Source organism: Paraburkholderia sp. J67, from assembly GCF_905220265.1.
GTDB lineage: Bacteria > Pseudomonadota > Gammaproteobacteria > Burkholderiales > Burkholderiaceae > Paraburkholderia.
In genome coordinates this window covers 145,408-167,929 of record NZ_CAJMZK010000009.1, presented here as the reverse complement: position 1 = coordinate 167,929, position 22,522 = coordinate 145,408, and the positions used below count along the sequence as shown (strand labels likewise).

General features: G+C 61.6%; 22 protein-coding genes. 14 read left to right on the top strand and 8 right to left on the bottom strand.

Annotation, left to right across the window (positions count from 1 at the left end; translation table 11 throughout):
- Window positions 1-88: 88 nt before the first annotated feature.
- The 3 genes from U5782_RS18805 to U5782_RS18795 are packed head-to-tail and all read left to right on the top strand — an operon-like array spanning window position 89 to window position 4,295.
- Window positions 89-1,225: an HlyD family secretion protein gene (locus tag U5782_RS18805; protein WP_322045367.1), complete on the top strand. Its 1,137-nt coding sequence runs from the start codon at window positions 89-91 to the stop codon at window positions 1,223-1,225.
- A 16-nt stretch (window positions 1,226-1,241) separates the two neighbouring features.
- Window positions 1,242-2,816: an MDR family MFS transporter gene (locus tag U5782_RS18800; protein ID WP_415914368.1), complete on the top strand. Its 1,575-nt coding sequence runs from the start codon at window positions 1,242-1,244 to the stop codon at window positions 2,814-2,816.
- Window positions 2,817-2,834: 18 nt separating this feature from the next.
- Entirely contained in the window at window positions 2,835-4,295 is a 1,461-nt protein-coding gene (locus U5782_RS18795; RefSeq protein ID WP_322045365.1) for an efflux transporter outer membrane subunit, read from the top strand.
- A gap of 70 nt (window positions 4,296-4,365) precedes the next feature.
- On the opposite strand, the gene U5782_RS18790 is transcribed toward U5782_RS18795, so the two are convergent.
- Window positions 4,366-6,342, bottom strand: a complete 1,977-nt coding sequence (locus U5782_RS18790; protein WP_322045364.1) for a secretin N-terminal domain-containing protein — start codon at window positions 6,340-6,342, stop codon at window positions 4,366-4,368.
- On the opposite strand from U5782_RS18790, the gene U5782_RS18785 reads away from it, so the two are divergent.
- The 7 genes from U5782_RS18785 (at window position 6,341) to gspK (ending at window position 12,831) form a co-directional block, all read left to right on the top strand.
- On the top strand, window positions 6,341-6,799 hold the full coding sequence (locus U5782_RS18785) for a hypothetical protein (RefSeq protein WP_322045363.1): 459 nt from the start codon (window positions 6,341-6,343) through the stop codon (window positions 6,797-6,799). The genes U5782_RS18790 and U5782_RS18785 overlap by 2 nt on opposite strands.
- A gap of 324 nt (window positions 6,800-7,123) precedes the next feature.
- Complete coding sequence (locus U5782_RS18780) at window positions 7,124-7,456, top strand: hypothetical protein (protein ID WP_322045362.1); 333 nt, start codon at window positions 7,124-7,126, stop codon at window positions 7,454-7,456.
- Window positions 7,383-9,113: an alkaline phosphatase family protein gene (locus U5782_RS18775; RefSeq protein ID WP_322045361.1), complete on the top strand. Its 1,731-nt coding sequence runs from the start codon at window positions 7,383-7,385 to the stop codon at window positions 9,111-9,113. Before U5782_RS18780 ends, U5782_RS18775 begins: the two co-directional genes overlap by 74 nt.
- Before the next feature lie 108 nt (window positions 9,114-9,221).
- Window positions 9,222-10,655 carry a cytochrome-c peroxidase gene (locus U5782_RS18770; protein ID WP_322045360.1) on the top strand — a complete coding sequence of 478 codons (1,434 nt, stop codon included), beginning with the start codon at window positions 9,222-9,224 and terminating at the stop codon, window positions 10,653-10,655.
- Complete coding sequence (gspI, locus tag U5782_RS18765) at window positions 10,636-11,073, top strand: type II secretion system minor pseudopilin GspI (protein ID WP_415914362.1); 438 nt, start codon at window positions 10,636-10,638, stop codon at window positions 11,071-11,073. The genes U5782_RS18770 and gspI overlap by 20 nt, the downstream gene beginning before the upstream one ends.
- Window positions 11,051-11,731 carry a type II secretion system protein J gene (locus U5782_RS18760; protein WP_322045359.1) on the top strand — a complete coding sequence of 227 codons (681 nt, stop codon included), beginning with the start codon at window positions 11,051-11,053 and terminating at the stop codon, window positions 11,729-11,731. The genes gspI and U5782_RS18760 overlap by 23 nt, the downstream gene beginning before the upstream one ends.
- A 2-nt stretch (window positions 11,732-11,733) precedes the next feature.
- On the top strand, window positions 11,734-12,831 hold the full coding sequence (gspK, locus tag U5782_RS18755; RefSeq protein ID WP_322045358.1) for a type II secretion system minor pseudopilin GspK: 1,098 nt from the start codon (window positions 11,734-11,736) through the stop codon (window positions 12,829-12,831).
- 27 nt (window positions 12,832-12,858) lie between these two features.
- Here gspK and U5782_RS18750 read toward each other — a convergent pair whose 3' ends face one another.
- The gene (locus tag U5782_RS18750; protein WP_322045357.1) at window positions 12,859-13,467 is read right to left on the bottom strand and encodes a VC0807 family protein; all 609 of its coding nucleotides are present in this window, start codon (window positions 13,465-13,467) and stop codon (window positions 12,859-12,861) included.
- 278 nt (window positions 13,468-13,745) lie between these two features.
- Here U5782_RS18750 and U5782_RS18745 point away from each other — a divergent pair, with 278 nt between their 5' ends.
- Together U5782_RS18745 and U5782_RS18740 are read left to right on the top strand one after the other, a co-directional pair.
- Window positions 13,746-14,177 (top strand): hypothetical protein, encoded by a 432-nt coding sequence (locus tag U5782_RS18745; RefSeq protein WP_322045356.1) that lies wholly within the window; start codon window positions 13,746-13,748, stop codon window positions 14,175-14,177.
- Window positions 14,178-14,391: 214 nt separating this feature from the next.
- Window positions 14,392-15,519, top strand: a complete 1,128-nt coding sequence (locus U5782_RS18740; RefSeq protein ID WP_322045355.1) for an aminotransferase class V-fold PLP-dependent enzyme — start codon at window positions 14,392-14,394, stop codon at window positions 15,517-15,519.
- A 55-nt stretch (window positions 15,520-15,574) separates the two neighbouring features.
- On the opposite strand, the gene dinB is transcribed toward U5782_RS18740, so the two are convergent.
- The gene (dinB, locus tag U5782_RS18735; RefSeq protein WP_322045354.1) at window positions 15,575-16,732 is read right to left on the bottom strand and encodes a DNA polymerase IV; all 1,158 of its coding nucleotides are present in this window, start codon (window positions 16,730-16,732) and stop codon (window positions 15,575-15,577) included.
- A 387-nt stretch (window positions 16,733-17,119) separates the two neighbouring features.
- On the opposite strand from dinB, the gene U5782_RS18730 reads away from it, so the two are divergent.
- The gene (locus tag U5782_RS18730; protein WP_322045353.1) at window positions 17,120-18,022 is read left to right on the top strand and encodes a LysR family transcriptional regulator; all 903 of its coding nucleotides are present in this window, start codon (window positions 17,120-17,122) and stop codon (window positions 18,020-18,022) included.
- Here U5782_RS18730 and U5782_RS18725 read toward each other — a convergent pair.
- Complete coding sequence (locus U5782_RS18725; RefSeq protein ID WP_322045352.1) at window positions 18,019-19,200, bottom strand: iron-containing alcohol dehydrogenase; 1,182 nt, start codon at window positions 19,198-19,200, stop codon at window positions 18,019-18,021. The two genes, U5782_RS18730 and U5782_RS18725, sit on opposite strands and share 4 nt — an antisense overlap.
- 188 nt (window positions 19,201-19,388) lie before the next feature.
- Between U5782_RS18725 and U5782_RS18720 the strand changes: the two genes are divergently transcribed.
- The gene (locus U5782_RS18720; RefSeq protein ID WP_322045351.1) at window positions 19,389-20,033 is read left to right on the top strand and encodes an MAPEG family protein; all 645 of its coding nucleotides are present in this window, start codon (window positions 19,389-19,391) and stop codon (window positions 20,031-20,033) included.
- A 77-nt stretch (window positions 20,034-20,110) separates the two neighbouring features.
- Here the strand turns inward: U5782_RS18720 and U5782_RS18715 are convergent, their stop codons facing one another.
- The 4 genes from U5782_RS18715 to U5782_RS41655 form a co-directional block, all read right to left on the bottom strand.
- Window positions 20,111-21,229, bottom strand: a complete 1,119-nt coding sequence (locus tag U5782_RS18715) for a polyamine ABC transporter substrate-binding protein (protein WP_322045350.1) — start codon at window positions 21,227-21,229, stop codon at window positions 20,111-20,113.
- Between the two features lie 223 nt (window positions 21,230-21,452).
- Window positions 21,453-21,770, bottom strand: a complete 318-nt coding sequence (locus U5782_RS18710) for a hypothetical protein (protein ID WP_322045349.1) — start codon at window positions 21,768-21,770, stop codon at window positions 21,453-21,455.
- Window positions 21,771-21,837: 67 nt separating this feature from the next.
- Window positions 21,838-22,200 (bottom strand): cupin domain-containing protein, encoded by a 363-nt coding sequence (locus U5782_RS18705; protein WP_322045348.1) that lies wholly within the window; start codon window positions 22,198-22,200, stop codon window positions 21,838-21,840.
- A 99-nt stretch (window positions 22,201-22,299) separates the two neighbouring features.
- Window positions 22,300-22,518, bottom strand: a complete 219-nt coding sequence (locus U5782_RS41655) for a hypothetical protein (protein WP_415914361.1) — start codon at window positions 22,516-22,518, stop codon at window positions 22,300-22,302.
- Window positions 22,519-22,522 lie beyond the last annotated feature (4 nt).

Sequence of the window (22,522 nt, the reverse complement as noted above, 5' to 3'; positions counted from 1 at the left end):
ATAACACTTGACACAAGTTTATCGAATGGAATAATTTTTCCACTCGGAACACTTTGTCCATTCGGTATAGATTGAGGCTTTCAAAAATATGTCAACGACAGCAGAAGCGCCCGGGCGCGTAGCAGCAGGTGAAGCAGTGAATACGGAGAAGCGCGGCTCCAAACGTGCCATTCTGCTGGGACTCGGTCTCGTCGCGCTCATTGGCGGGGGTGTCTGGCTCGGCCAATGGTGGTTCGTCGGGCGCTTCATTGAAACCACGGACGATGCCTATCTGCAAGCGGATAGCGTGACCATCGCCCCTAAGGTCAGCGGCTACGTGACGGACGTTTTCGTCGCCGACAACCAGGCGGTGAAGGCGGGCGATCCCCTCGTCAAGCTGGATACCCGCCAGTATGCGGCGGCTCTCGACCAGGCCAACGCCACCATCGACGCGCGCAACGCCGATGTCGAGCACGCCCAGGCGCAGCTCGTCCAGCAGCGCGCCAACATTGCGCAAACCGTGGCGCAGGAAGAGGTGGCGCGCGTCAGTCTGCGCCATGCGCAGGACGAGGTGAACCGCTACACGCCGCTCGCCGCGTCGGGCGCGGAGACGACGGAGCGGCTCGCGGAACTCAAGAGTACGCGCGACCAGGACCAGGCGACGCTCGCCGCCGATCATGCCGCCGTGGAATCGGCCCAGTCGCAACTGGGCGCGTTGAATGCCCAACTCGTTCAGGCGCGCGCGCAGCTCGAAGCAGCGCGTGCGAGTGCCGCGCAGACGAAGCTCGACCTCGACCACACGGTCATCACGAGTTCGATCGCGGGCCGCGTGGGCGACCGTAGCGTGCGCGTTGGCCAGTATGTGCAGCCGGGCACGCGCATGTTGTCCGTCGTGCCGGTGCAGGACACTTACCTCACGGCGAATTTCAAGGAAACGCAGATCGGCCAGATGCGCAAGGGGCAACCGGTCGAAGTATCGGTCGATGCGCTCTCGGGTCATACGCTGCACGGCGTGGTCGATAGCTTCTCGCCGGGCACGGGGTCGCAATTCGCCTTGCTGCCCGCCGAAAACGCCACGGGCAACTTCACCAAGATCGTGCAGCGCGTGCCGGTGCGCATTCGCCTCGAAACCGGGCCTGAAACGCGCAAGGTGCTGTTGCCGGGCATGTCCGTGACCGTCAAGGTGGACACGCGTTCCGCCCGCGACGCCGACCGTCGTATCGACGCCGAGAATCATCGTGGCTAATTCTTCCGCCGTTTCGATGGCCGCACCCGCGCAGCCGCACGGCGAGCGCGCCAGCGCGTCGGACTGGATCGCGGTGGCCGCGGGCGCGCTCGGCGCGCTGATCGCAACGCTCGACATCTCGATCACGAACTCGGCGCTGCCGCAGATTCAAGGCGAGATCGGCGCGACCGGCACGGAGGGGACGTGGATTTCCACGGGCTATCTGATGTCGGAAATCGTGATGATTCCGCTCGCCGCGTGGCTCACGCGCGTGTTTGGCCTGCGCAATTTCCTGCTCACCAACTCGGCGCTCTTTATTGCGTTCTCGATGATGTGCGGCTGGTCGCATTCGCTCGGCGTGATGATCGCGGGCCGCATCGGCCAGGGCTTCACGGGCGGCGCCATGATTCCCACCGCGCAGACCATCATCCGCACGCGCCTGCCGCCTTCGCAGTTGCCGGTGGGCATGACGGTGTTCGGGCTCACTGCGCTACTGGGACCCTTGCTTGGGCCAGTGGTGGGAGGATGGCTGGCGGAAAACATTAGCTGGAGCTGGTGTTTCTTCGTCAATCTGCCGGTCTGTCTCGCACTCATCGCGCTGCTGCTCTACGGGCTCGAAGCCGATCGTCCGCACTGGGAAGCGTTTTTCAAGGCCGACTGGGTGGGCATCGTCGGGCTTGCGATCGGTTTGAGTTCGCTGACCGTGGTGCTCGAAGAAGGACAGCGCGAGCGCTGGTTCGAATCGCACATGATCGTTTCGCTCTCGTGGGTCACGTTCGCGGGGATGGCCTTGATCGCCATTTCGCAATTCACCGCGAAAAAACCAATTCTGCGCCTGTCACTCATGCGCAACGCGCGCTTTGCGAGCGTGAACATCATCGTGTTCGTGGTGGGCGCGGGTCTCTACGGCATTTCCTATCTGCTGCCGCAGTTCCTGAGCCAGGTGGCCGGTTACAACGCGGAACAGTCGGGCGTCGTGATGCTGCTTTCAGGGCTGCCCGCGATGTTGACGATGCCATTTCTGCCGCGTCTGCTCGACAAGGTCGATATTCGCGCGCTGGTGGTGATCGGGCTGCTCGCGTTCGCGTGGAGCTGCATGCTCGACACGACGCTGACCGCGCTGAGCGTAGGCCACGATTTCACGTGGTCGCAGCTGATTCGCGGCGTAGGGCAGATTCTCGCGATGATGCCGCTCAACCAGGCCGCAATGGCCGCCGTGTCGCGCGAAGAGTCGGGCGATGCCGCCGGGCTCTACAACATGGCGCGCAATCTGGGCGGCTCGGTGGGGCTGGCGATTATCGGCACCTTGATCGACCGACGCGAGACTTTCCACACTGCCGTGCTGCGCGACTCGATCACGAACAATTCGCTGATCGGTCAGGAGCGCATCGGCGCGAGTGCGGCCAGTTTTTTCGCGCAGACCGGCGACATGGCGTTCGCGAAGATGCAGGCGCTGGGCCAGATCGCCGCGCAGATTCAGACGCAGTCGATGGTCATCACGTACTCCGAAACATTCTGGTTGCTCGGTATCGCGCTGCTCGCGTGTGTTCCGCTCGCATTCCTGCTCAAGAAACCGCAACGTGGCGCGAGCGCCCCGTCCGCAGGTCACTGAAGTTCTATTCATACGACCATGAAGGCATTTAGCTCCATTCGTCTCACTCCGTTCGCGTTGGCCGCCGCGCTCACGGGCGCACTGTGCGCCTGCACCGTGGGCCCCGACTATCGCGGCGCACCCGTTGTGGCGCCCGACGCCACCAGCGCCGCCAACTTCGTGCGCACGCCCGCGCAGGGCATGTCGAGCGCGCCCGCGCCGAGCCAATGGTGGCTCGCGCTCGGCGACGCGCAGTTGAATACGCTGATCACCGCGGCATTCGCGCACAACCCGGATCTGCGCGCTGCACAGGCCCGGCTGCGCGAATCGCGCTCGCAAATCCAGCAAAAGCGCGCGAACGAGTTGCCGAAAGTCTCGGCAGACGCCGCCGCGCTGCGCATGCGCGAACCCGACCTGAGCGCGTTGTCGTCGGTCGATTCGAGCGCGGGCTCCTCGGGGCGCGGGCCGTTGTCGCTGTACACGGCGGGCTTCGACGCGTCGTGGGAAATCGATCTGTTTGGCGGCACGCGCCGCGCGGTGCAGGCGGCCAGCGCGCAAGCCGACGCGGTCGATGCCGATCTCGCTGATACCCAGGTGTCGCTCGCTGCTGAAGTCGCGCAGGCCTATATCGAACTGCGCGACGAGCAGCAGCGCCTGGCCATCGCGCAGCGCACGGCCGATCTGCAACAGAAGATGCTCACGCTTACCGAGCAGCGTCGCGCAGGCGGCACGGCCGCCGATGTCGATGTCGAACGCCTGACCACCCAGGTCGAGAACACGCGCTCCACGCTCACGCCGCTCGCGGCTCAAGTCGAAATCTCGCTCGACCAGTTGGCGGTTCTGACCGGCAAGGCGCCGGGCACGCTCGATGCCGAACTCGCGGCGCCGCGGGCGCTGCCGTCGTTGCCCGCCAATGTGGCGATCGGCGATCCGGCGACGATGATGCAGCAGCGTCCGGATATTCGCGCGGCAGAGCGCCGTCTCGCGTCGAGTAACGCGGAAATTGGCGAGCATATCGCCGACTTCTTCCCCAAGCTCACGCTCTACGGCGACCTCAGCTATTCGGCCGCCGATCCGGGCCACTTGTTCCGCAAGCAAAATGCGACGTGGCTCGGCGCGCCGTACCTGTCGTGGAACGTGTTCGACTTTGGCCGCACGCTGGGCGCGGTGCATGGTGCGCAGGCGTCGCGCGACGAAGCCGAGGCGAAGTACGAGAAGGCGGTGCTCGGCGCGTTGCAGGATGCGAATGACGGACTGTCGCGTTTCGGCTTCCAGCGTGCGCATCTGGCGACGCTGGAGAAGGTGCAGAAGTCGGCGGAGCATTCGGCCGATCTGACGCGTCAGCGCTATCGCGCGGGCACGACGAATCTCGTCGATCTGCTCGATACGCAGCGTGCGGAATTCTCCGCGCAGCAGGACGTGATTTCAGGCCAGGCGGAATTGCTCAAAGACTTCGTGTCGCTGCAAAAGAGCCTGGGACTGGGCTGGCAACAGTCGTAATCGCATAGCAGGACATCAAGAAAGCAACAACGCCGCACACGTGTGCGGCGTTGTTGTTTGTGCGGGCCGCTTATTGCGCCACCGCTGGCGACACGGCGGCTTGCCGCACGTGAGTCAGGTCGATGAGCTCTCCGGAGTTGCCGTTGAGGGCTGGGAGCGTGGGCGAAGTGCTGTCCTTGATCATCCAGTTATCCGACTTGTAGTTCCGCGACTTCGCCTGCATGTACCCATAGCGATCGGCGGCAATCGCCTGAAGCGTCGCGCCGTCGCGCACAATAACGGGCCTGAGGAAAATAAGCAGATCCTTCTTCTCGCGGCTCTTCGTTTCATGCCGGAACAATGCGCCAAGCACGGGAATCTTCGAAATCCACGGCGTGCGCGTATTGCCATTCGTATAGCTATCGCTGATCAGTCCACCCAGCGCCACGATTTGCCCGTCGTCCGCCAGAATGGTGGTCTGCAACGACCGCTTGTCGATGGTGTAGCCCCCCGACTGATCGCTGGTGCCACTTTCCACGCTGGAGTCTTCCGAGTAGACCTGCATGGTGATGGTTCCCCCTTCGTTGATCTGGGGCTTGACGTTCAGGATGATGCCGACGTCGGTGCGCGAGTAGGTGTTGAACGCATTCGCCGAGGTAGAACTCGATGAACTCGTTGCATAGGAGCCCGATTCGATCGGCACGTTGCTGCCCACCAGAATACGGGCTTCGTGATTGTCGAGCGTGACGAGACTGGGCGTCGACAGGACATTCACATCCGAGTTGGTCTGGATCGCGCGGAACAGGCCTTTCGTGCCGAGGATATTCCCGAACCCGGCGACAATGCCCACGTCCGTGGTCGATTCGGCAAGCGACTCCAGACCCGATGTCGTCATCCATTCAATGCCGAATTCGCCGTCCTTTTCGGAGGTGACTTCCATGATCAGCGATTCGATATAGACCTGAACCTTGCGCTGATCGAGCCGGGCGATGACCGTGCTGAGATTTCTGAACACGGGCTCTGGCGCCGTGATAATCAGTGAATTCGTCGAGGTGTCCGCGACGATCTCACCGTTTCCTTTGCCATCCTGATCGTCGCTGGCGCCCGATGCGCCCGCGCTGCCGCTCGCGGAACTGCCGGACGTCGACGACGTGGTGCTTTTCGTCGATGAACTGTCCGACCCGCTGCTGCTCGGCAGCGGCGGCAACGAACCATTGCTGTTGGGCAGGCCCGATGAGCTCTGGCCGCTGCTGCCAAGCGCACTGGCCAGTGAATCGCTGCCGCTCGATTGCCCGAGGATCTGACGCAGCGTTTTGGCGACGTCGGTCGCATCGGCGTTGCGCAAGGTGACGATATGGATATTGCCTGGCGCGCGCGTGGGCGTGTCGAGCTTGATGATCAGCGACTGCGCCTCATCCAGCCGGGCGGCGCTGCTCGAACGCAGCAAGACCGCGTTGCTGCGTGTGTCCGGCGTGACCACCACTTTTTGGGTCGGGTCGCTATTGCCTATGCCGTTCAGATCCAGGACTTTCGCGGCCTGTTGGGAAACGTCCGTCGCATCGGCATAGTTCAGTTGAACGACCGCGATATGCGGGGCGGACGCCGCTTCCATCCCCGCAATGATGGCGGCGATTCGCTGCACGTTGTCCGCATAGTCGGTCACGACCAGCGTGTTATTGCTCGCGTTGGCGGTAATGGAATTGTTCGGCGAGATGAGTTGGCGCAGTGTTGGCTGTAGCGTGGTGGCGGATTCGCGATGAAGCTGGAACACCTGCGTAATGATCTGGTCGCCACGGGCGACGGGCTGGTTGCCCACGTAGGTGGGCACGCCGTTATTCTTTGCGTCGGCCTCCGGTACGACCTTGAGCACGCCGTGATCCTGGAGCAGCGAAAAGCCTCGCATACGCAAGGCGGACTGCAAGGTTTTGAGCGCTTCGTCTTCCGCAACAGGGGTGGCGGAAACCAGGTCGATCTGACCTCTCACACGCGGGTCGACGATGATGGTTTTTCCCGTCGCTTCGCCAATGGCATGCGCCACATCGCTAATGTCCGCGTGCGCGAAGTTCATGACCACGGACGCGGCGGCGACCCGCGAACACAAGGCGAGCCACGCGCCAGCGGCTAGCAGCGGGGTCTTGATCGTCAATGGCGAACGAGGGGCGAGAGAACGCGAGGCACACATGCGGGCGGCTCTTGTTATGGCAAACGGATTCATGTCAGTGAATTTCGACAGGCGCCAAAGCACCTTCGAAATCGGGCGGCAGATGATTCGTGTTGGGGATGTTCGCGTGATGCGCAATCGGCGACGCGATATAGAGGCTTGCGACAAAGCGATACGGACGCCTGTTCCCGGCGTCCGATGTGTATTCCTTGAAACCTCGAAAAGAGAAAGGCGCAGTAGCTGGCCGAAATCGCTAAAGCGTTGCAGTCTATTTTTCCAACGTTGCCGAAACGTGACGATTCAAGCTGCGATCATTAAGAAATATTTCAATTCGACCGCCGCTTTTCTTTTTGAATCAGGGTGATAAGCCTTCGAGCGGGATAGGTGCTGTAAGACTGCGCCTGGCAATGTTGCATGGCCCGGTTAGCGGCAGTCCGGCGGCGGGCCGTCAGGAGGCGACCCGTCTGGATGCCCCGGTGGCGGGTATCCATTCATCGGCGGCGGCTCTCCGTTGGCAAACGGAGGATGGGCGGGAGGCGGGCCGTTGTGGTGATCGCCGCAGGGCGGGTGGGGCGGCGCGCCCGCGGAGCCGTCTGCCGGGGTAGGCGGATTCCCCGTGTACTGCTGGGCAAGCGCGCACGACGCCGCGCATCCCAACAAAACGAGTGCAGCGAGGGCTTTGAATTTCATGAGTCGATCCACGGGATTGAAAACGCCGGCCAGTATTGCGGAGAAGTGTTACAGCCAGCTTCGTCAGATCCTGCTTTCAAGTGAGTATTTTTTGGAAAGTATTTTATTGGAAAAGAAAAGAAATAATTGCGCTCGTCGTTGGAGTTATCCCTACGTGGGGACGTCACATTGGGCATGCATGATTCCGGCGCTGGAAAAAAGCAAAGCAATGGCATTCCAAAAAAAGCAGGAAATCAACGTAAAAGAAGGGGATTCTGATGCGCCGAAAAGTTTTGACAGCCATATCATTGGCTGCGCTCGCAAGCTGGCTGGCTGCGTGCGGCAGCAGTAACACGACCTCTACGGTAAGCGCGCAGGATGCGCTGACCACGGCAACGCCGATCAAGCATCTGGTGGTGATTTACGGAGAGAACGAGTCATTCGATCACTACTTCGGGACCTATCCGAACGCGGACAATCCGTCTGGCGAGCCGGCATTCACGGCGGCCTCCGGAACGCCCACCGTCAACGGTCTGACAACGACACTGCTGACGGACAATCCCAATTCCTATAACGCCACGAACCTGACCATCTCGGGTATCACGGCGGCCTATCTGGAGCCGTTCCGGATTGACCGCACCCAGGCGAATACCGCGTCGCAGAACCACAATTACAGTCCGGAACAGGAAGCCGAAGACAACGGCGCGATGGACGAGTTTCCGTACTACACCGGTAAGGCGACGACGACCGGCTCAGGCGTGTTCGACACGAAGGGCATGGTTATGGGCTACTTCGACGGTAATACGGTCACGGCGATGTGGAACTACGCGCAGCATTTCGCGCTGAACGACAACGCTTATACGGGCACGTTCGGTCCGTCGACGCCGGGCGCGCTCGAAGTCATCTCGGGGCAGACCAACGGCGTCACACTGACGACGGGCACCAGCACCAACAGCACGACCATCTCCAGCGGCACGTCGCTGAGCAGCGTGGCGATTGCCGATGGCGCGGACGGTTTCTCGCTGATCGGCGACCTCGACCCGACCAACGACCAATGCACGATTGCGAACGACACCAGCAGCACGGTCACGGCGGCCATGTCGTCGTCGAACAAGAATATCGGCGATCTGCTGAATTCGGCGGGCATTACGTGGGGCGGCTTCATGGGCGGCTTCAACCTGGAAACGACCAACGCTAACGGCACGACGGGTTGTAACCGCAGCACCTATTCGTCGGTGCTGAACTCGTCCATCGTCGACTACGTGCCGCACCATGCGTGGTTCCAGTACTACACGACGACCTCCAACCCGGCCCATACGCGTCCGACCTCGACGGCCTATATCGGCTATACCGAGCCGAAGGACAGCACGTCGACGCCTGTGCATCACCAATATGACGTCAATGACTTCTATACCGCGGTGAAGGCTGGCAATTTCCCGTCGGTGAGCTTCCTGAAGGCGCCTGCGGTGCAGGATGCCCACGCGGGTAATTCGGACCCGCTCGACGAACAGGCGTTCGTGACCAACGTCGTGAACTTCCTCGAGGAGCAACCCGACTGGAAGAACACGGCGGTCATCATCGCCTATGACGACTCGGATGGCTGGTACGACCACCAGTACATCACGCCGACGAGCGCGTCCTACTCGTCCAGCGACTATCTGAACGGAACGAGCACCTGCGGCACGGGCACGGCGCCGCTGGGCGTGACCGGCTCGCCGGTCAACGGACGTTGCGGTCCGGGCACGCGCACCCCGTTCCTCGTGATCTCGCCGTGGGCGAAGAGCAATTACGTGGATAGCACGGCGATCACCCAGGCATCGGTCACGCGCTTCATCGAGGACAACTGGCTGGGCGGCACGCGTATCGGCAGCGGCTCGTTCGACGCTTCCGCAGGCAGCATCATGAACATGTTCAATTTCAGTGGCAGCGGCAATAACTCCGTGCTGTATCTGGACTCGAACTATGGGACCAAGCTGTCGTCGGCCCCGGCCATCTCGACAACCAACTAGCGACGCTGAATTGCTCGCCTGCACGTGTCGCGCAGGCGAGCGAATGTCGGATGAGTGGCTGAATCGCCGGGTCGATTCAGCCAGCTTTAACTTCTCGTTGTCGTCATCATGAACTCTCGCTCGAATGTTGTTCCATCGTCGACCGCGCCAGTCGACAAGTCTGCCGCCGGGCGGCCCTGGCGTCGTGTTGTTCTCTGGAGTGGGCTGGCTGGCCTGCTCATGCTGGCCGCGTGCGGCGGCTATGCCTTTACGCATCCGGAGCGCATGCCGGAATCGGTGGGTGACGCGCTGGAAGACCAGTTTGGCGTGAATCCGCATCCGGTCCATCTGATGAAGCCGCAGAATGGGCAATTGAGCCTGATGGCGCAGATCGGCAAGGAGATTTTCTACGACAAGTCCTTGTCCGCATCCGGTACGCAGTCCTGTGCATCCTGCCATAGCCCGGATCACGCTTACGGGCCGCCCAACGCGCTTTCGGTGCAGCTCGGCGGCGCGCAGATGAACCAGGCGGGTTACCGGCCACCGCCGTCGCTGGCCTATCTGTACCGCCAGGCGAACTTCAGCATTGGCCCCGATCCGGTGGATATGGATACCGCGCCCGTGAGCCTTGCGCAGACCGCGCAACAGGCCCAGGGGGTAGCGCGTGCGCAGAAGAACGCCGGTGTGGCGCCCGCCGCGCCCGCGATGGTGCCGCAAGGCGGTCTGTTCTGGGACGGCCGCGCCGATACGCTACAGGCGCAGGCAATGGGCCCGCTGTTTAACCCGGTGGAAATGGCCAACACCAGCGAACACGAAGTCGCGCTCAAGCTCGCGCGCGCAGGCTATGCCGACAAGCTGAAAAAGCTGTTTGGCGCGGGCGTGGTGCGTTCGCCGGTGATGCTGGTCGACGAGGCGATGTCCGCAGTTGGCCGCTATCAGGTCGAAGATGCTTCGTTTCACGCATTCAACAGCAAATACGATTACTGGCTCGAAGGCCGCACGCGTCTGAGCGCGGCGGAATTGCGCGGCCTGCGTCTGTTCAATAATCCGGACAAGGCGAACTGCGCCGGCTGCCACTTGAGCAAGCCAGGCCGCGATGGTCTGCCGCCGCTCTTTACCGATACGCAATATGAAGCGCTGGGCGTGCCGCGCAATACGGAACTGGCGCAGAACAAGGACCCGAAGTTCTTCGACATGGGCGTATGCGGGCCGTATCGCAAGGACATTGCGGAGCAGACGCAATACTGCGGCATGTTTCTCACGCCGACCCTGCGCAACGTCGCCACTCGCCAGGCATTTTTCCATAACGGCGTTTATCACGACCTGAAGCACGTGATGGACTTCTACAACCTGCGCGATATAAGCCCGGAAAAGATCTATCCGCGCGATGCGGCTGGCAAGGTGCAGAAGTACAACGATCTTCCCGCTAAATACGTGGCCAATATCGATGTGGCGGACGCGCCTTTCGATCGAAAGTACGGGGATAAACCTTCGATGTCGGCGCAGGATGTCGACGACATTATTGCGTTCCTGAAGACGCTCAATGACGGCTACAAGCAATAAGCCGCGTCCCGCTGGCTCGACCGGCGGCACGTACCGCGCGTTCACTGCCGCGCGCGGCTTCACGATGATCGAGGTGCTTGTCGCCCTGGCCATTATCGCGGTCGCGCTCGCGGCGTCGCTGCGGGCGGTGGGCAACCTCGCGACGAGCGACGCGCAGTTGCACGAGCGCCTGCTTGCAGGCTGGAGCGCCGACAACGCGCTGACCCAGTTGCGCCTCGTGCATGCGTGGCCGCAACTGGGCGAGCGGCAGTTCGACTGCTCGCAGGGCAATCTTGCGCTGGTGTGTACCCAGCGCGTGAGCACGACGCCCAACCCGCTTTTCAGACGTGTGGAAATCTCGGTGACGACGCCGGGACGCAAAGGTATTCTGGCGCAATTGATGACGATGTTCGACGATGAAAGCAACCGCTCGCTGTAGCCGCCGCGGCGTTTCGCGCGCGCGTGGCTTCACGCTGATCGAGTTGATGGTGGCGGTCGGGATACTCGCGGTGGTCGCGGTACTGTCGTGGCGTGGGCTCGACGCGATCGCGCGAGGCCGCGATACGATCTCGCGCAACATGGCCGACGAGCGTGTGTTCGCCCAACTATTCGAGCAGATGCGCACCGACGCTCGGCTCGCGGTATCCGACGACGAAACCGGCGGCAGTGCGATTACCGCCGATCGTTCCGGACTGCAAATCGTACGGACGTTTCCGCTTGCGTCGGGGCAGGCGCCGCGTCTGGAGGTCGTGCGCTATCACGTTGCCGAGGGCCGGGTGATCCGCTGTGCGTCGCCGCCGATCGGCAACTTTGGTCAGCTACGCCGCGTGATGCGCAGCAGCGAGGACAGCACGTGGAGTTCGGTGGCGCTCATGGGCGGTGTGGGCGAGATCCAGGTCCGCATGTACGTGCCGCAAACAGGCTGGACCACGCAGATGGCGGACGTGCGCAGCGCGATTACGACCAACGACAATAACCTCACGATTCCGCAACTCGCCACGATGCCGCTGCCACGCGCAGTGACGGGATTTCAGGTCAGCATTCGCGCGACATCGCTTGCGCGCCCCATCGACCGCGCGTTTCTGGTGGGAGAGTGAGCATGCGCGCACGAATCCAGCCAGCGTCGATTCAACGCGAGCGCGGTGCCGCGATCATCACCGCGCTGCTGGTGATGGCGCTTTCGGCCATACTGGTGTCGAGCATTCTCTGGCGCGAGCAGGTGCAGGTACGGCGCATCGAGAACCAGCGCTTGCTGGTCCAGGCGCAATGGGTGTCGCGCGGCGCGCTCGACTGGACGCGGCTCATTCTGCACACGGAAGCCGACACGCTGCCCACAGCCACGTATCTGGGCGGTTTGTGGAGCACGCCGGTTGCACGCACGCGGCTGAGCCATTTCCTTGGCGGCATGGACGGCGAGGGCGGACAACAGGTCGGGTCGACCTGGCTTTCCGGCACGGTCGAAGATGCCCAGGCGCGCTTTAATCTGCGCGATCTGGTCTCCAATCCCTCGCCTGGCGTGTTGCAGGTGAACACTACGCAATTGCAGGCGTTCCAGCGTCTTCTGCAACTCGTCGGCATCAATGGGCAACTAGCCAGCAAGACGGCGTTGTATGTGCGCGCGGGTCTCTCGCATTCCGCCACGCGCTTCGAGAACGCAAATGGATCGACTGCGTCGACAGACGCCACGCAGAACTCGCAGGCGCAGGGAGACGACTCCACCTTCACCAATCAACCGGGACTCGACGATGATAACGACGGGCGCAGTTCGGTGGCATCGTTGCTGATGACCGATGTCGATGCGCTGCTCGACATTCCCGGCTATACGCCAGCCGCGGTGGCGAAACTGCGTCCGTTCATCACGGTGCTGCCAAACGCGACGCCAGTGAACATGAATACCGCGAGCGCCGAGGTGCTCACGGCCATCGTTCCGGGGATGACGCTCGCCAAGGCGCAGGCATTCGTTGCGCGGCGCCAGACCGTGTTTTTCCGCAATATGAGCGACGTGACGCTGGCGCTATCGGCGGCGGATGTGGAAGGCGTGTCGCTCGATTCGTCGCTGTATGACGTCACCACCAGCTACTTTTTCATTCACGGACGCGTGCAGCAGGATCGCGCGGAGGTGGATCGCACCACGCTCATATGGCGCGATCCGCTGGCCCATAAGACCCGCGTGGTGCGCGTGCAGGATGCGTTCTGACGTGCGGTGGGACGTGCGATCGTCGGCTTACTGCCGCTTGATGTAGGCGTGCCGGTACAGGATCGACCACGCCATCAACGCAGCATAGGTTCCGTATCGGACCCACGCGGAGAGTCGAACGACGTCGTGACTAACCAGGTGCCCGGCAATATAGAGTCGGACAGCGTTTTCGCCCACAAGGCCGACGCCCCATACGACGGTCATGAGCCGGATCGATTTCGCGAGTGCCGGGCGGGATTGCCACATCGCGTCGAATTCGCGTTCGCGTCCCTGGTGCTCGCGCGCGAGTGTCGATCTCGCGAGATAGAACACAAGCGGGCGTCTGGCCGCCAGGGACAGGAGAAACAGCACGCCCGTAAAGCCGCCCACTAGCGGATCGCGTATTTCGCGCAACCATTGGCCCGCGGGAGACATCAGCAGGAGCAGCGACAGTGCCAGGCTCGCCAGGACGATTGCGCTCAAGGCGTCGAAGTGCCTGAAACGCGCGAAATCGAACGTGATCCAGGCGAGCAATGGGATGCCCGATGCCATCAGCGCACCCAGCAGCCCGCAGTGGGGAAGCGCCAGGCGGTAAGTCACGGTGGGTAGTGCCACGTTGACGACGAACGCGAGAGCGTAGCGGGCTGAGGGAATCATCGTGGGCCACTTATGGCTGGCTGTCCGCGCTCCGATTGATCGGAACAACAGGTTCGATCTCGTTGTGTGTCAGGCCAAATTTCGCTCCTTTTCCAGCCCAACGATCCGCCGTTTACGTCAAGGGATGGGCATCGGTTGCGTCTGTCCCTCGCTCTCGATGCCAGGCGTTGGGCTAATGGGGTTGCACGAAATATTCCCTGAAAGTATAGGTCGCCGGCGGCGGATCGACAGACTGCCGACCTTAACGGTTATCCTCCTTGTTAGCTCAGGAGATCGACATGACGGACACATGGCAATTCCAGATTCGGATCACGGTCGTACCCGAACTGGCCGATGCGTTGCGCTCGCAAGGACAGGACGAGCGGCGCGAGTGGCTCGAAGCGGTGCTGCGTGAGCGCCATGCCTCGTTGATGTGCCAGTTCGATGCATTCGCCAAATACGTCGAAGAAGCGCAGAGGGTGGGGCAGGAGCAGTACCCGCTCTATCAATGGACGAAGGATACGATCGAGAACGCCGAGAAAAAGGCGAAGTATCTGAAGTCGTTTACGGTCTACGTGGATGGCGAGCCGGTCTACGACAGCGAGACCGCCGACTGGCTGTATGCGCGGCTCTCCGCCCTCGCGGATAAAGCGGGCATCGAAAGTGTGAGCCGCTTCGACACCAACCCGGCGAACAATCCGCAGCCGCCCGCATCACAAAGCGCAGACTGATTCTTTTGCGTCGCACCATTGTCCGTTCGATGCCCGGTTTGGCGACCGCTTCGGTTCGCACTGGCGCTGCATATCGCCCGAAAATATGTGCCAGGTCGAACACGGCTTTCGTTAGAATCGGCTTTCGTCGGGGCAAAAAGCCTATCTTCACGGTGGCAGCAGTATCGGATTAACCCTTACTGCTCACGTAGTTCATCCAATACTGGAGGCGAGCGTGCCAGGTTTACTTCCCAATGTCGACCGCGATGGTCTTCTCGAATATTCAGTGGTTTACACCGACCGTTCGATCAACCATATGTCGCAACGCTTTCAAGGCGTCATGCGCGATATTTCGGACGGCCTCAAGAAAGTCTATAACGCGAAGTCGGTCGTAGTCGTTCCGGGCAGCGGCACCTTCGGCATGGAAGCCGTTGCCCGCCAGTTCGCGACGAACAAGAAGTGTCTCGTGATCCGCAATGGCTGGTTCAGTTTCCGCTGGACGCAGATTTTCGACATGGGCAGCATCCCGTCCGAATCGGTTGTGCTGAAGGCACGTCCGGTCGAACCGGGCAGGCAGGCCGCTTATGCACCGGCTCCCATCGAAGAGGTGGTCGCGGCGATCAAGGAAAACAAGCCGGACTTCGTCTTTGCGCCACATGTCGAAACCGCATCGGGGATGATGTTGCCCGACGCGTATTTGCGCGCGGTGGCCGACGCCGTGCATGCCGTCGGCGGCATGTTTGTGCTGGATTGCATTGCCTCGGGCACGGTCTGGGTCGATATGCAGGCCACGGGCGTCGACGTCCTGATCAGCGCGCCGCAAAAAGGCTGGAGCGCGTCGCCTTGCTGCGCCCTGGTGATGCTCAGCGCGCTTGCCCGCGAAAGAATCGACGCTACCACCAGCACCAGCTTTGCCTGCGATCTGCGTAAATGGCTGCAAATCATGGAAGCCTACGAAGGCGGCGGATTCGCCTATCACGCTACGATGCCAACCGACAGTCTCGCGACGCTGCGCGACGTGATCAAGGAAACCGAAGCCTACGGTGTCGAGAAGGTGATGGCCGAGCAGATCGAACTGGGCAAGCGGATTCGCGCGCTGCTGGTTAGCAAAGGTTTTAGAAGCGTGGCGGCCGAAGGTTTTCAGGCGCCGGGCGTCGTGGTCAGCTATACGGACGACGATGGCATTCGATCCGGCAAGAAGTTTGCCGATGCGGGCGTGCAGATCGCGCCCGGTGTGCCCTTGCAATGTGACGAGCCGGAAGACTTCAAGACCTTCCGCATTGGGCTATTCGGTCTCGACAAACTGCATGACGTCGACAGTGCGGTCGCCAGGTTCGAGAAAGCGTTGAACACCGTGCTTTAAGTTGTTTGGCGATGCAAGGGCGCACGATGCGCTCTCGCATCGCAACTGCACGTCATCAATCGAACGGCAACTCCCACTGTGTCGGTAGTGGCGCCGGAGCTTGATCGCTGGCGGATTCGAGCGAGCCAATGCGCACGCCAATCAGGCGGATGCGTCGATCCAGCGTGACGCGCTTCAGGCATTCGCCCACTGCGCGTCGAATCGATGCAGCGTCGGCCACGGGCTCCGGCAGCGAGAGGTCGCGGGTCACGATCTTGAAGTCGGCGAACTTGATTTTCAGACCTACTGTGCGGCCCCGATAACCCTTGCGTTGAAGATCTTCGGTGACCCGCTCGCAAAGACGTGTGAGTGCTGGCGTCAGCGTGGCGCGGTCACGGGTCACATGCATATCGCGCTCGAACGTGGTCTCGCGACTCATGGACTTGGGCTCCGAAGACACCACCACGTCACGATCGTCGAGGCCTTGCGCGATTCGGGCCAGCCACGCGGCGTAGGTGCGGCCAAAGTGCTCCTGCAACAGGCCGAGGTCCGCCGCGGCCAGGTCTCCCACTGTGGCGATACCCAGGCTGGCCAGGCGGTCGTTCGCACGCGGCCCGATGCCATTCACCTTTTTCGCCGGCAGCGGCCAGACACGCGACGCAAGATCCGCCATCGTAAGTAGCGTGAGACCGTTTGGCTTGTCCAGTTCAGAGCCGATTTTGGCGAGCAGCTTGTTTGGCGCAATGGCGATCGAGCAGGTGAGGTTGGTCGCCTCGTGCACGGCAGCCTTGATGCGTGTGCCCAGCTCGCTGGATTCGCCCTCCACGTCCGTAAGGTCGATGTAGATCTCGTCGATACCGCGGTCTTCGATCTGGTCCGTGAAGGTGTGAACCGCGTCCTTGAACAGCCGCGAATAGCGCCGGTATGAGTCGAAGTCAGTCGGCAGGAGAATGGCGTCGGGCGCGAGTTGCGCGGCCTTCATCATGCCCATTGCAGAGAACACGCCAAGTGCGCGCGCCTCGTAGGTCGAGGTCGTGACCACGCCCCGGCCCACGTAGTCGCGTAGCCGTGCGAAGCGGCGCGTGCCATCGGGAAGCGTCTCCGGCGTGGCATTGCGGCCACCGCCGATCACGACGGCGCTGCCGCGTAGCTCGGGGTAGCGCAGCAGTTCGACGGACGCATAAAAAGCATCCATGTCGAGGTGAGCAATCCGGCGCGGGCGGGGGCTTGTCACGCGGCGGTTACCCGGAAATGGCCAGCGCAACCCATGAGCGCTTACGCTGTAATGCCGTGCCCGCGCGAGTGTTCATCTGTTTTTTCCAATCAGGATTCGTGGTCGGAAGGCTGCCAGGCAGTACGCCATTGGCGTTCGGGCGCGACTTTCCGGATACTGTATATATCTACAGTATTCTACCGCATGTGCCAGCGAATGGGATTGCTACGCTCGAATGGGCCTGACAATGGGAAACGCCTATGTCTGATTTATTGAAAGCCAGCATTCAAAATTAAAGAGCTATGGCCGGTCGCGCACCGCCGATGCCAGCGAGTGTTTTGTTCATAATGTTGGGCAGAATGCGCCCCGGGCTAGAATGCTCGTCCCCTTTTTTTGAATGTCCATCCCATGCTGAGGAATGTCACCGATCTCGACCTGCGGCTTCTGCGCATTTTTGCCAGCGTGGTGAAATGCGGCGGGTTCAGTGCAGCTCAGGCCGAACTCAACATCAGCCAGTCGAATATCAGTACGCAGATCAGCAATCTCGAACAACGCCTGGGCTACCGGCTTTGCGAGCGGGGCAAGGGTGGCTTTCGTCTGACCCCGAAGGGCCAGCGCATCCTCGACGCTTCGCGAAACATGTTCGATGCCATCGGCTCGTTTCGCGACCAGGCGCAGGCGCTTTCGGAGAGCCTCGTCGGAGAACTGTATATCGGGCTCGCCGATAACGTGGTGACGCTGCCGCAAGCGTGCTTCAGCGACGCCCTGGCGCTGTTTCAGAAGCGCGATCAGGATGTGCATATCAACCTGTTCGTCAACTCTCCTAATGAACTGGAACTGGCGGTGATCGACGGCCAGCTCGATCTGGCGATTTCCTATTTCAGCCGCTCGCGCCCGCCACTCGAATATCGGCCGCTTTATACGGAGGAGATCGGCGTTTTCTGTGGCGATCGTCATCCGCTGTTTGGCGTTGCCGATCCCGGCATGGACGCCATTGCCGCGGAAAACTGGGTGCTTCATGGCTTCCTGCCGGAAGATCAGGAATTGCCGTTGCGCCCCGAATCCAGCAGCGCCACGGCCTACCATATGGAGGGCGTGGCGCACGCGGTGCTGGCCGGCACGCACCTGGGCTATCTCCCGCTTCACTATGCCCAGACGTGGGTGGAGCGTGGGCGCATGCGGGCCCTGCTGCCCGAGCAATTGCGCTATGACGTGACGCACAGCATGGTCACCTACGCAGGACGATCGCGTAGCGAAGCGGCACGCGCCTTCGTCGACGATCTGCTGAGCGTTCATGGCCTGACGGGCTAATTCAAGGTGCCGTCCACCGCATTGCAATAGATGCGCGTGTAGTCGGCTGCGCTCAGTGGCATCGCATTGGTATCGGACGACGAGATATCGGCCAGCGCCTGCTCGCCAACCCAGACGGCATCCTCCTTCGTCAGACCCAGATCGGCAAGACGAGGCACGATGCCGATCGTCTTGCGCAATTGGAGGACCCAGTCGAGCAGGCCGTCAAAGCTCGTGTCCGCCAGATCGAGGTAGCGTGCGAGGCGGCTCGCGGGTTCTTCGATCGCGCGGCGATTGGCGACGAGCACATAGGGAAGCAGGACAGCGTTAAGCAGACCGTGGTGCAGATGATGGCGTGCGCCGAGCGGGTGAGCGAGCGCATGCACACCGCCGAGGCCTTTCTGAAACGCGACGGCGGCGCTGGCCGAAGCGACGAGCATACCCTCGCGTGCTGCGAGGTTCGTGCCGTCCAGGACCGCTTGCTCGAGATTCGCATGTACGAGACGCACGCCCTCGATCGCAATCCCCGCCGACATCGGATGGCAAAGCGGAGAGAACAGCGCTTCGAGGTGATGCGTCAAGGCATCCATGCCCGTTGCCGCGGTTAGCGCCGGTGGCAGGCCGAGCGTGAGGACTGGATCGAGGATCACGGTGTGCGCAAGCAGTTCGGGATGGCCGACGACCTTCTTGATACCTCTCTCCTGATCCGTGAGCACGGCCTCGCGTCCGAGTTCCGAGCCGGTGCCTGCGGTCGTGGGGATGGCGATGAGCCGTGGCAGGTCCAGACGCGGGAAATCAGCGAGCGTAGGGTAGTGCGCGAGGAGTTGCGACCATTCGAAGCGCTCCAGCCCTTGCGAGTCGCGGCTGAGCAATGCAATAGCCTTGGCGGTGTCCAGGGCGCTGCCGCCGCCAATGGCAATCAATGAATCGTGATCGCCCGCCTCGAAGGCGGCTGCGCCCGCGCGCGCTTCGTGCATCGCCGGATTGCTGGAAAAGCCGTGAAAGATCGAATATTCGATGTGCGCGGTATCGAGGCAGTCACGCAACTGCGCAAGCGGGGCGAGATTCAACATCCCCGGGTCCGTCACGATGAGCGGATTGCGTATGCCCGCTGCCGCGCAGCGTTGAGGGAGCACAGCGAGCGCATGCGCGCCGCAGAAGATTTCAGTGGGGTAATTCCAGTAGTGTATGTTGGACATTGTCTTGAACCCGGATAATGCAATGGGCGTGCGGGGCCCGGTGGAAACAGACCATCATTGGTCGATACCGGAGAAGCGTAGGGGAGCGGCCACGCCGCAAAAATTCACATTTTGGAAAGCCGGCTTCAGGCTGCGTGAATAGATAAGCGCGATGCGATGACAACTGATCCAGATACGAGAGACCTTCCATGAGCGATCCCACACGAAACGCGCCTGATTTTCGCCAGCAGCGCGCAAGCGGCATGGCGGCCATCGCCGTGGCTGGGTTGTTCGCATTGGGACTCTGGCTTGCCGTCGACCGCTTGATGCCGTCGATGCCGGGCATGGACAGCCTCGCGGCCCGCATGCTGTTAACGCTCAAGTGCTATTGCGTGGCCGTGTTGTTTTGCCTCGTCACAGGCGTCGAAGCCGTGGCGCACGAACGATTGACCTCGCCCGCGTTCGATCCGTTGGCGCGCTTCGAGACCCGCCGGTTGCGCGTCAATCAACGCTACCTGCAAAACACGGTGGAGCAGATCATCGTGTTCGGCGTGGCGTTATTCGGGCTGGCGGCTTATTGCGCCGATGGTCTGGCGATGCGCGCCGTGGTGGCGACCACGGTGGTCTGGATCGCGGCACGAATCGCGTTCTGGCTGGGCTACCATCGCAGCGCGGCGCTGCGTGGGCTTGGTGCGCCGGGCATGGCGCTCAGCATGATCGTGCTGCTGTATGTGGCGAGCCGGTTTGGCGGTGAAATCGCGGGCACGACCGGGGCAGTCGCGCCAGTTGCGGCGTTCCTTGCGATCGAGGGCGTGCTGTTCTGGGGAACGCGACCGCAGAAGGCTGACGATTAATGAACACGCAAGTCTGGCTGTGCGCGCGAATTCACGCGGCGCAGCCAGACTCAATGGACTTAAGCTCGCCCAGTCGATCACGTTCCCGATTTCAACTGCGCCCACAAGCGATTTTGCAAGCGCATGATCGCCGGCGGTTGCGGACGCATGACCGTCATCTTGTCGAGCGTCTCGTCGGACGGGAACGTAATGGGGTCCTTGGCGATGGTCGATTGCACGAGCGTGAGCGAGGCGCGATTCGCGGTGGGATAAAACACTTCGTTGGTAATGGCCGCGCTCGTTTTGGGATCCTCAATGAAGTTGATCCATTTGAGCGCCGCTTCGGGGTGCGGGGCGTCCTTCGGGATCGCCATCATGTCGAACCACACCAGACCGCCTTCCTGCGGATTGACGAAGGCGATCTGATAGCTGCGTTTGGCCTCCTCGGCGCGCCGTCGCGCGATACCGGCGTCACCGGAATAAGCCACGGCCACACAGACATCGTTGTTGGCCAGATCGTTGATGTACCCCGACGAGTTGAATTGCGTGATGTAGGGCCGCACTTTCTTCAGGACCTCGTACGCGGCCGTGTAGTCGGCGGGATTCGTGCTGTTGGGGTTGCGGTGCAGGTATTGCAGCACGGCAGGAAAGACATCGGACGCGGAATCCAGGAACGACACGCCGCAGCTCTTGAGCTTCGCGAGGTTGTCCGGGTCGAACACCAGCGCCCACGAGTCGGACGGCAGCGAGCCGCCCAGCGCCTTTTTCACTTCCTGAGTGTTGTACGCGATGCCGTCCGTGCCCCATGCCCACGGCACGCCATACTGATTGCCTGGATCCGCGTCGCTGACCAGCTTCATGAGATGCGGGTCGAGATTCGCGAGATTCGGCAGCTTTGATTTATCGAGCTTCTGATAGACGCCCGCTTCGATCTGCCGGGCCATATACGCCGATGAAGGCACGACGACGTCGTAGCCTGAACTGCCCGAGAGGAGTTTGGCCTGTAACGTGTCGTCGCTGTCGTAACTGTCGTAGCGCACCTTGACCCCGGTCTGCTTCTCGAACGTGGGGATCGTGTCGTGCGCAATATAGTCGGACCAGTTATAGACATTGACCTGGTTGTCGTCCGCGATGGCGGGCTGCACGGCGGCAGCAAGCAGCAGGGCAACGGCAATCGAACCGGCGAGCGCGTAGTGGTTTTTTCCGTGATGTTTCATCCTGCTTCCCTATGGAATGGTCGAGGACGGCATGCGCGTCCCCGCGCCCGGCGTCTGTCGAAATAGACGAGGCGTACTGATTGGCGCTCGAGTCGGTCCAGCGCGAACGCAACGCGCAGCCGCGATGGGCGCGCACGCGGGACAGGCGAGAGCGGGCCGCCGCGTGCCAGATGATGTCCGGTTCTACGCGGCTCGATGTCAATCGAAGGGGAAAAGCAGCAGGCTAGGGCTTGGGGAGCAAGGAGGCGATTTCATCCTTGCGAACGCCGATGAAATCGCAGGTCATGGCCGAATGGTGCCGGCGCACGGAGCGAATGGAGAGGACGGTGTCGATCGAGAAGTAACAGCAAGGCCTGGCCTGCTTGCCCAGGCCCGCAGAAATCGCGCTGCGCATGGCGAGAAATCCGCCATGTCCTCGATCGTACTGTATCAAGGGGCCACGAAATTTCATGATCCGGGGTGCACGGGTAGGAAGCGTATGAGCGTCGGACTGCTTACTGGGTTGCCGGTTCGCGCAGCGCGCTTGAACCGGCGGATTCATGGTACCTGCGCCAATAACCCTGTCAATGGGGGCATGCGCTCGTCGCAGGCATCGTCCGTGATGGGACTCAGCCTTTGAACTCGACCGCAACGAATACCTTGCGGCATCGCTCGACGACTTCCCATGTTCCCTTGAAGCCTGCGGGGATCAGGAAGCGATCGCCCTTGCGCACGGTTCGCTCCGTGCCTTCCTCGTCGCGCAGCACCGACACGCCTTCGAGGATTTCGCAGTACTCGTTCTCCGTGAAGTTCACGGTCCACTTGCCGCACTCGCTTTCCCAGATGCCCGTTGACAGCTGACCGCAAGGGCTCGTGAAGTGCATGTGAGCGGCCTGGTGCGGTTCGCCGGAAATGATCGCCTCGGGCTTCGGCAACCATTCGAGGGTCTCTTTGGCGGGCTGCGAGTAATCGACGATGTCCAGAATGCGCATGATGATCGGGAGAGTGGAGGGTCTTGTGTGATACCCCGACAAAATGCGGTTGGCAAGCGTTCTCGTGCGCGCTCGCGTTACTTGTTGCCCATAGAGCGGTTAGAGTGCAACGGTATCCACGCGAGCGGGAGCCTTTGCGCCATGCAGGAAGAATACCGATTCGATGTGTTTGGCCGCAGGATGGCGATCGTCAGAAACGATGGCATGTGGGCGGCGTTTCATCTCGGCGTGGAAGGCAAGCGCAGGCGCGCGGCGTTTGAGATTCCGGCTTTCATCAAAGCCGACGAACTGGCGCAATATCTCGACGATCTCTTTCATGAGG

Coding starts and splice junctions, on each gene's coding strand:
- U5782_RS18750 (WP_322045357.1), bottom strand. CDS start 13,467: ATGATTCCCTCAGCCCGCTACGCTCTCGCGTTCGTCGTCAACGTGGCA.
- U5782_RS18715 (WP_322045350.1), bottom strand. CDS start 21,229: ATGAAACATCACGGAAAAAACCACTACGCGCTCGCCGGTTCGATTGCC.
- U5782_RS18745 (WP_322045356.1), top strand. CDS start 13,746: ATGACGGACACATGGCAATTCCAGATTCGGATCACGGTCGTACCCGAA.
- U5782_RS18775 (WP_322045361.1), top strand. CDS start 7,383: ATGCGCCGAAAAGTTTTGACAGCCATATCATTGGCTGCGCTCGCAAGC.
- U5782_RS18780 (WP_322045362.1), top strand. CDS start 7,124: ATGAGTCGATCCACGGGATTGAAAACGCCGGCCAGTATTGCGGAGAAG.
- U5782_RS18730 (WP_322045353.1), top strand. CDS start 17,120: ATGCTGAGGAATGTCACCGATCTCGACCTGCGGCTTCTGCGCATTTTT.
- U5782_RS18720 (WP_322045351.1), top strand. CDS start 19,389: ATGAGCGATCCCACACGAAACGCGCCTGATTTTCGCCAGCAGCGCGCA.
- U5782_RS41655 (WP_415914361.1), bottom strand. CDS start 22,518: ATGAAAGAGATCGTCGAGATATTGCGCCAGTTCGTCGGCTTTGATGAA.
- U5782_RS18725 (WP_322045352.1), bottom strand. CDS start 19,200: ATGTCCAACATACACTACTGGAATTACCCCACTGAAATCTTCTGCGGC.
- U5782_RS18800 (WP_415914368.1), top strand. CDS start 1,242: ATGGCCGCACCCGCGCAGCCGCACGGCGAGCGCGCCAGCGCGTCGGAC.
- U5782_RS18770 (WP_322045360.1), top strand. CDS start 9,222: ATGAACTCTCGCTCGAATGTTGTTCCATCGTCGACCGCGCCAGTCGAC.
- U5782_RS18705 (WP_322045348.1), bottom strand. CDS start 22,200: ATGCGCATTCTGGACATCGTCGATTACTCGCAGCCCGCCAAAGAGACC.
- gspK (WP_322045358.1), top strand. CDS start 11,734: ATGCGCGCACGAATCCAGCCAGCGTCGATTCAACGCGAGCGCGGTGCC.
- U5782_RS18805 (WP_322045367.1), top strand. CDS start 89: ATGTCAACGACAGCAGAAGCGCCCGGGCGCGTAGCAGCAGGTGAAGCA.
- U5782_RS18785 (WP_322045363.1), top strand. CDS start 6,341: ATGACCACGGACGCGGCGGCGACCCGCGAACACAAGGCGAGCCACGCG.
- U5782_RS18795 (WP_322045365.1), top strand. CDS start 2,835: ATGAAGGCATTTAGCTCCATTCGTCTCACTCCGTTCGCGTTGGCCGCC.
- gspI (WP_415914362.1), top strand. CDS start 10,636: ATGACGGCTACAAGCAATAAGCCGCGTCCCGCTGGCTCGACCGGCGGC.
- U5782_RS18760 (WP_322045359.1), top strand. CDS start 11,051: ATGAAAGCAACCGCTCGCTGTAGCCGCCGCGGCGTTTCGCGCGCGCGT.
- U5782_RS18710 (WP_322045349.1), bottom strand. CDS start 21,770: ATGAATCCGCCGGTTCAAGCGCGCTGCGCGAACCGGCAACCCAGTAAG.
- U5782_RS18790 (WP_322045364.1), bottom strand. CDS start 6,342: ATGAACTTCGCGCACGCGGACATTAGCGATGTGGCGCATGCCATTGGC.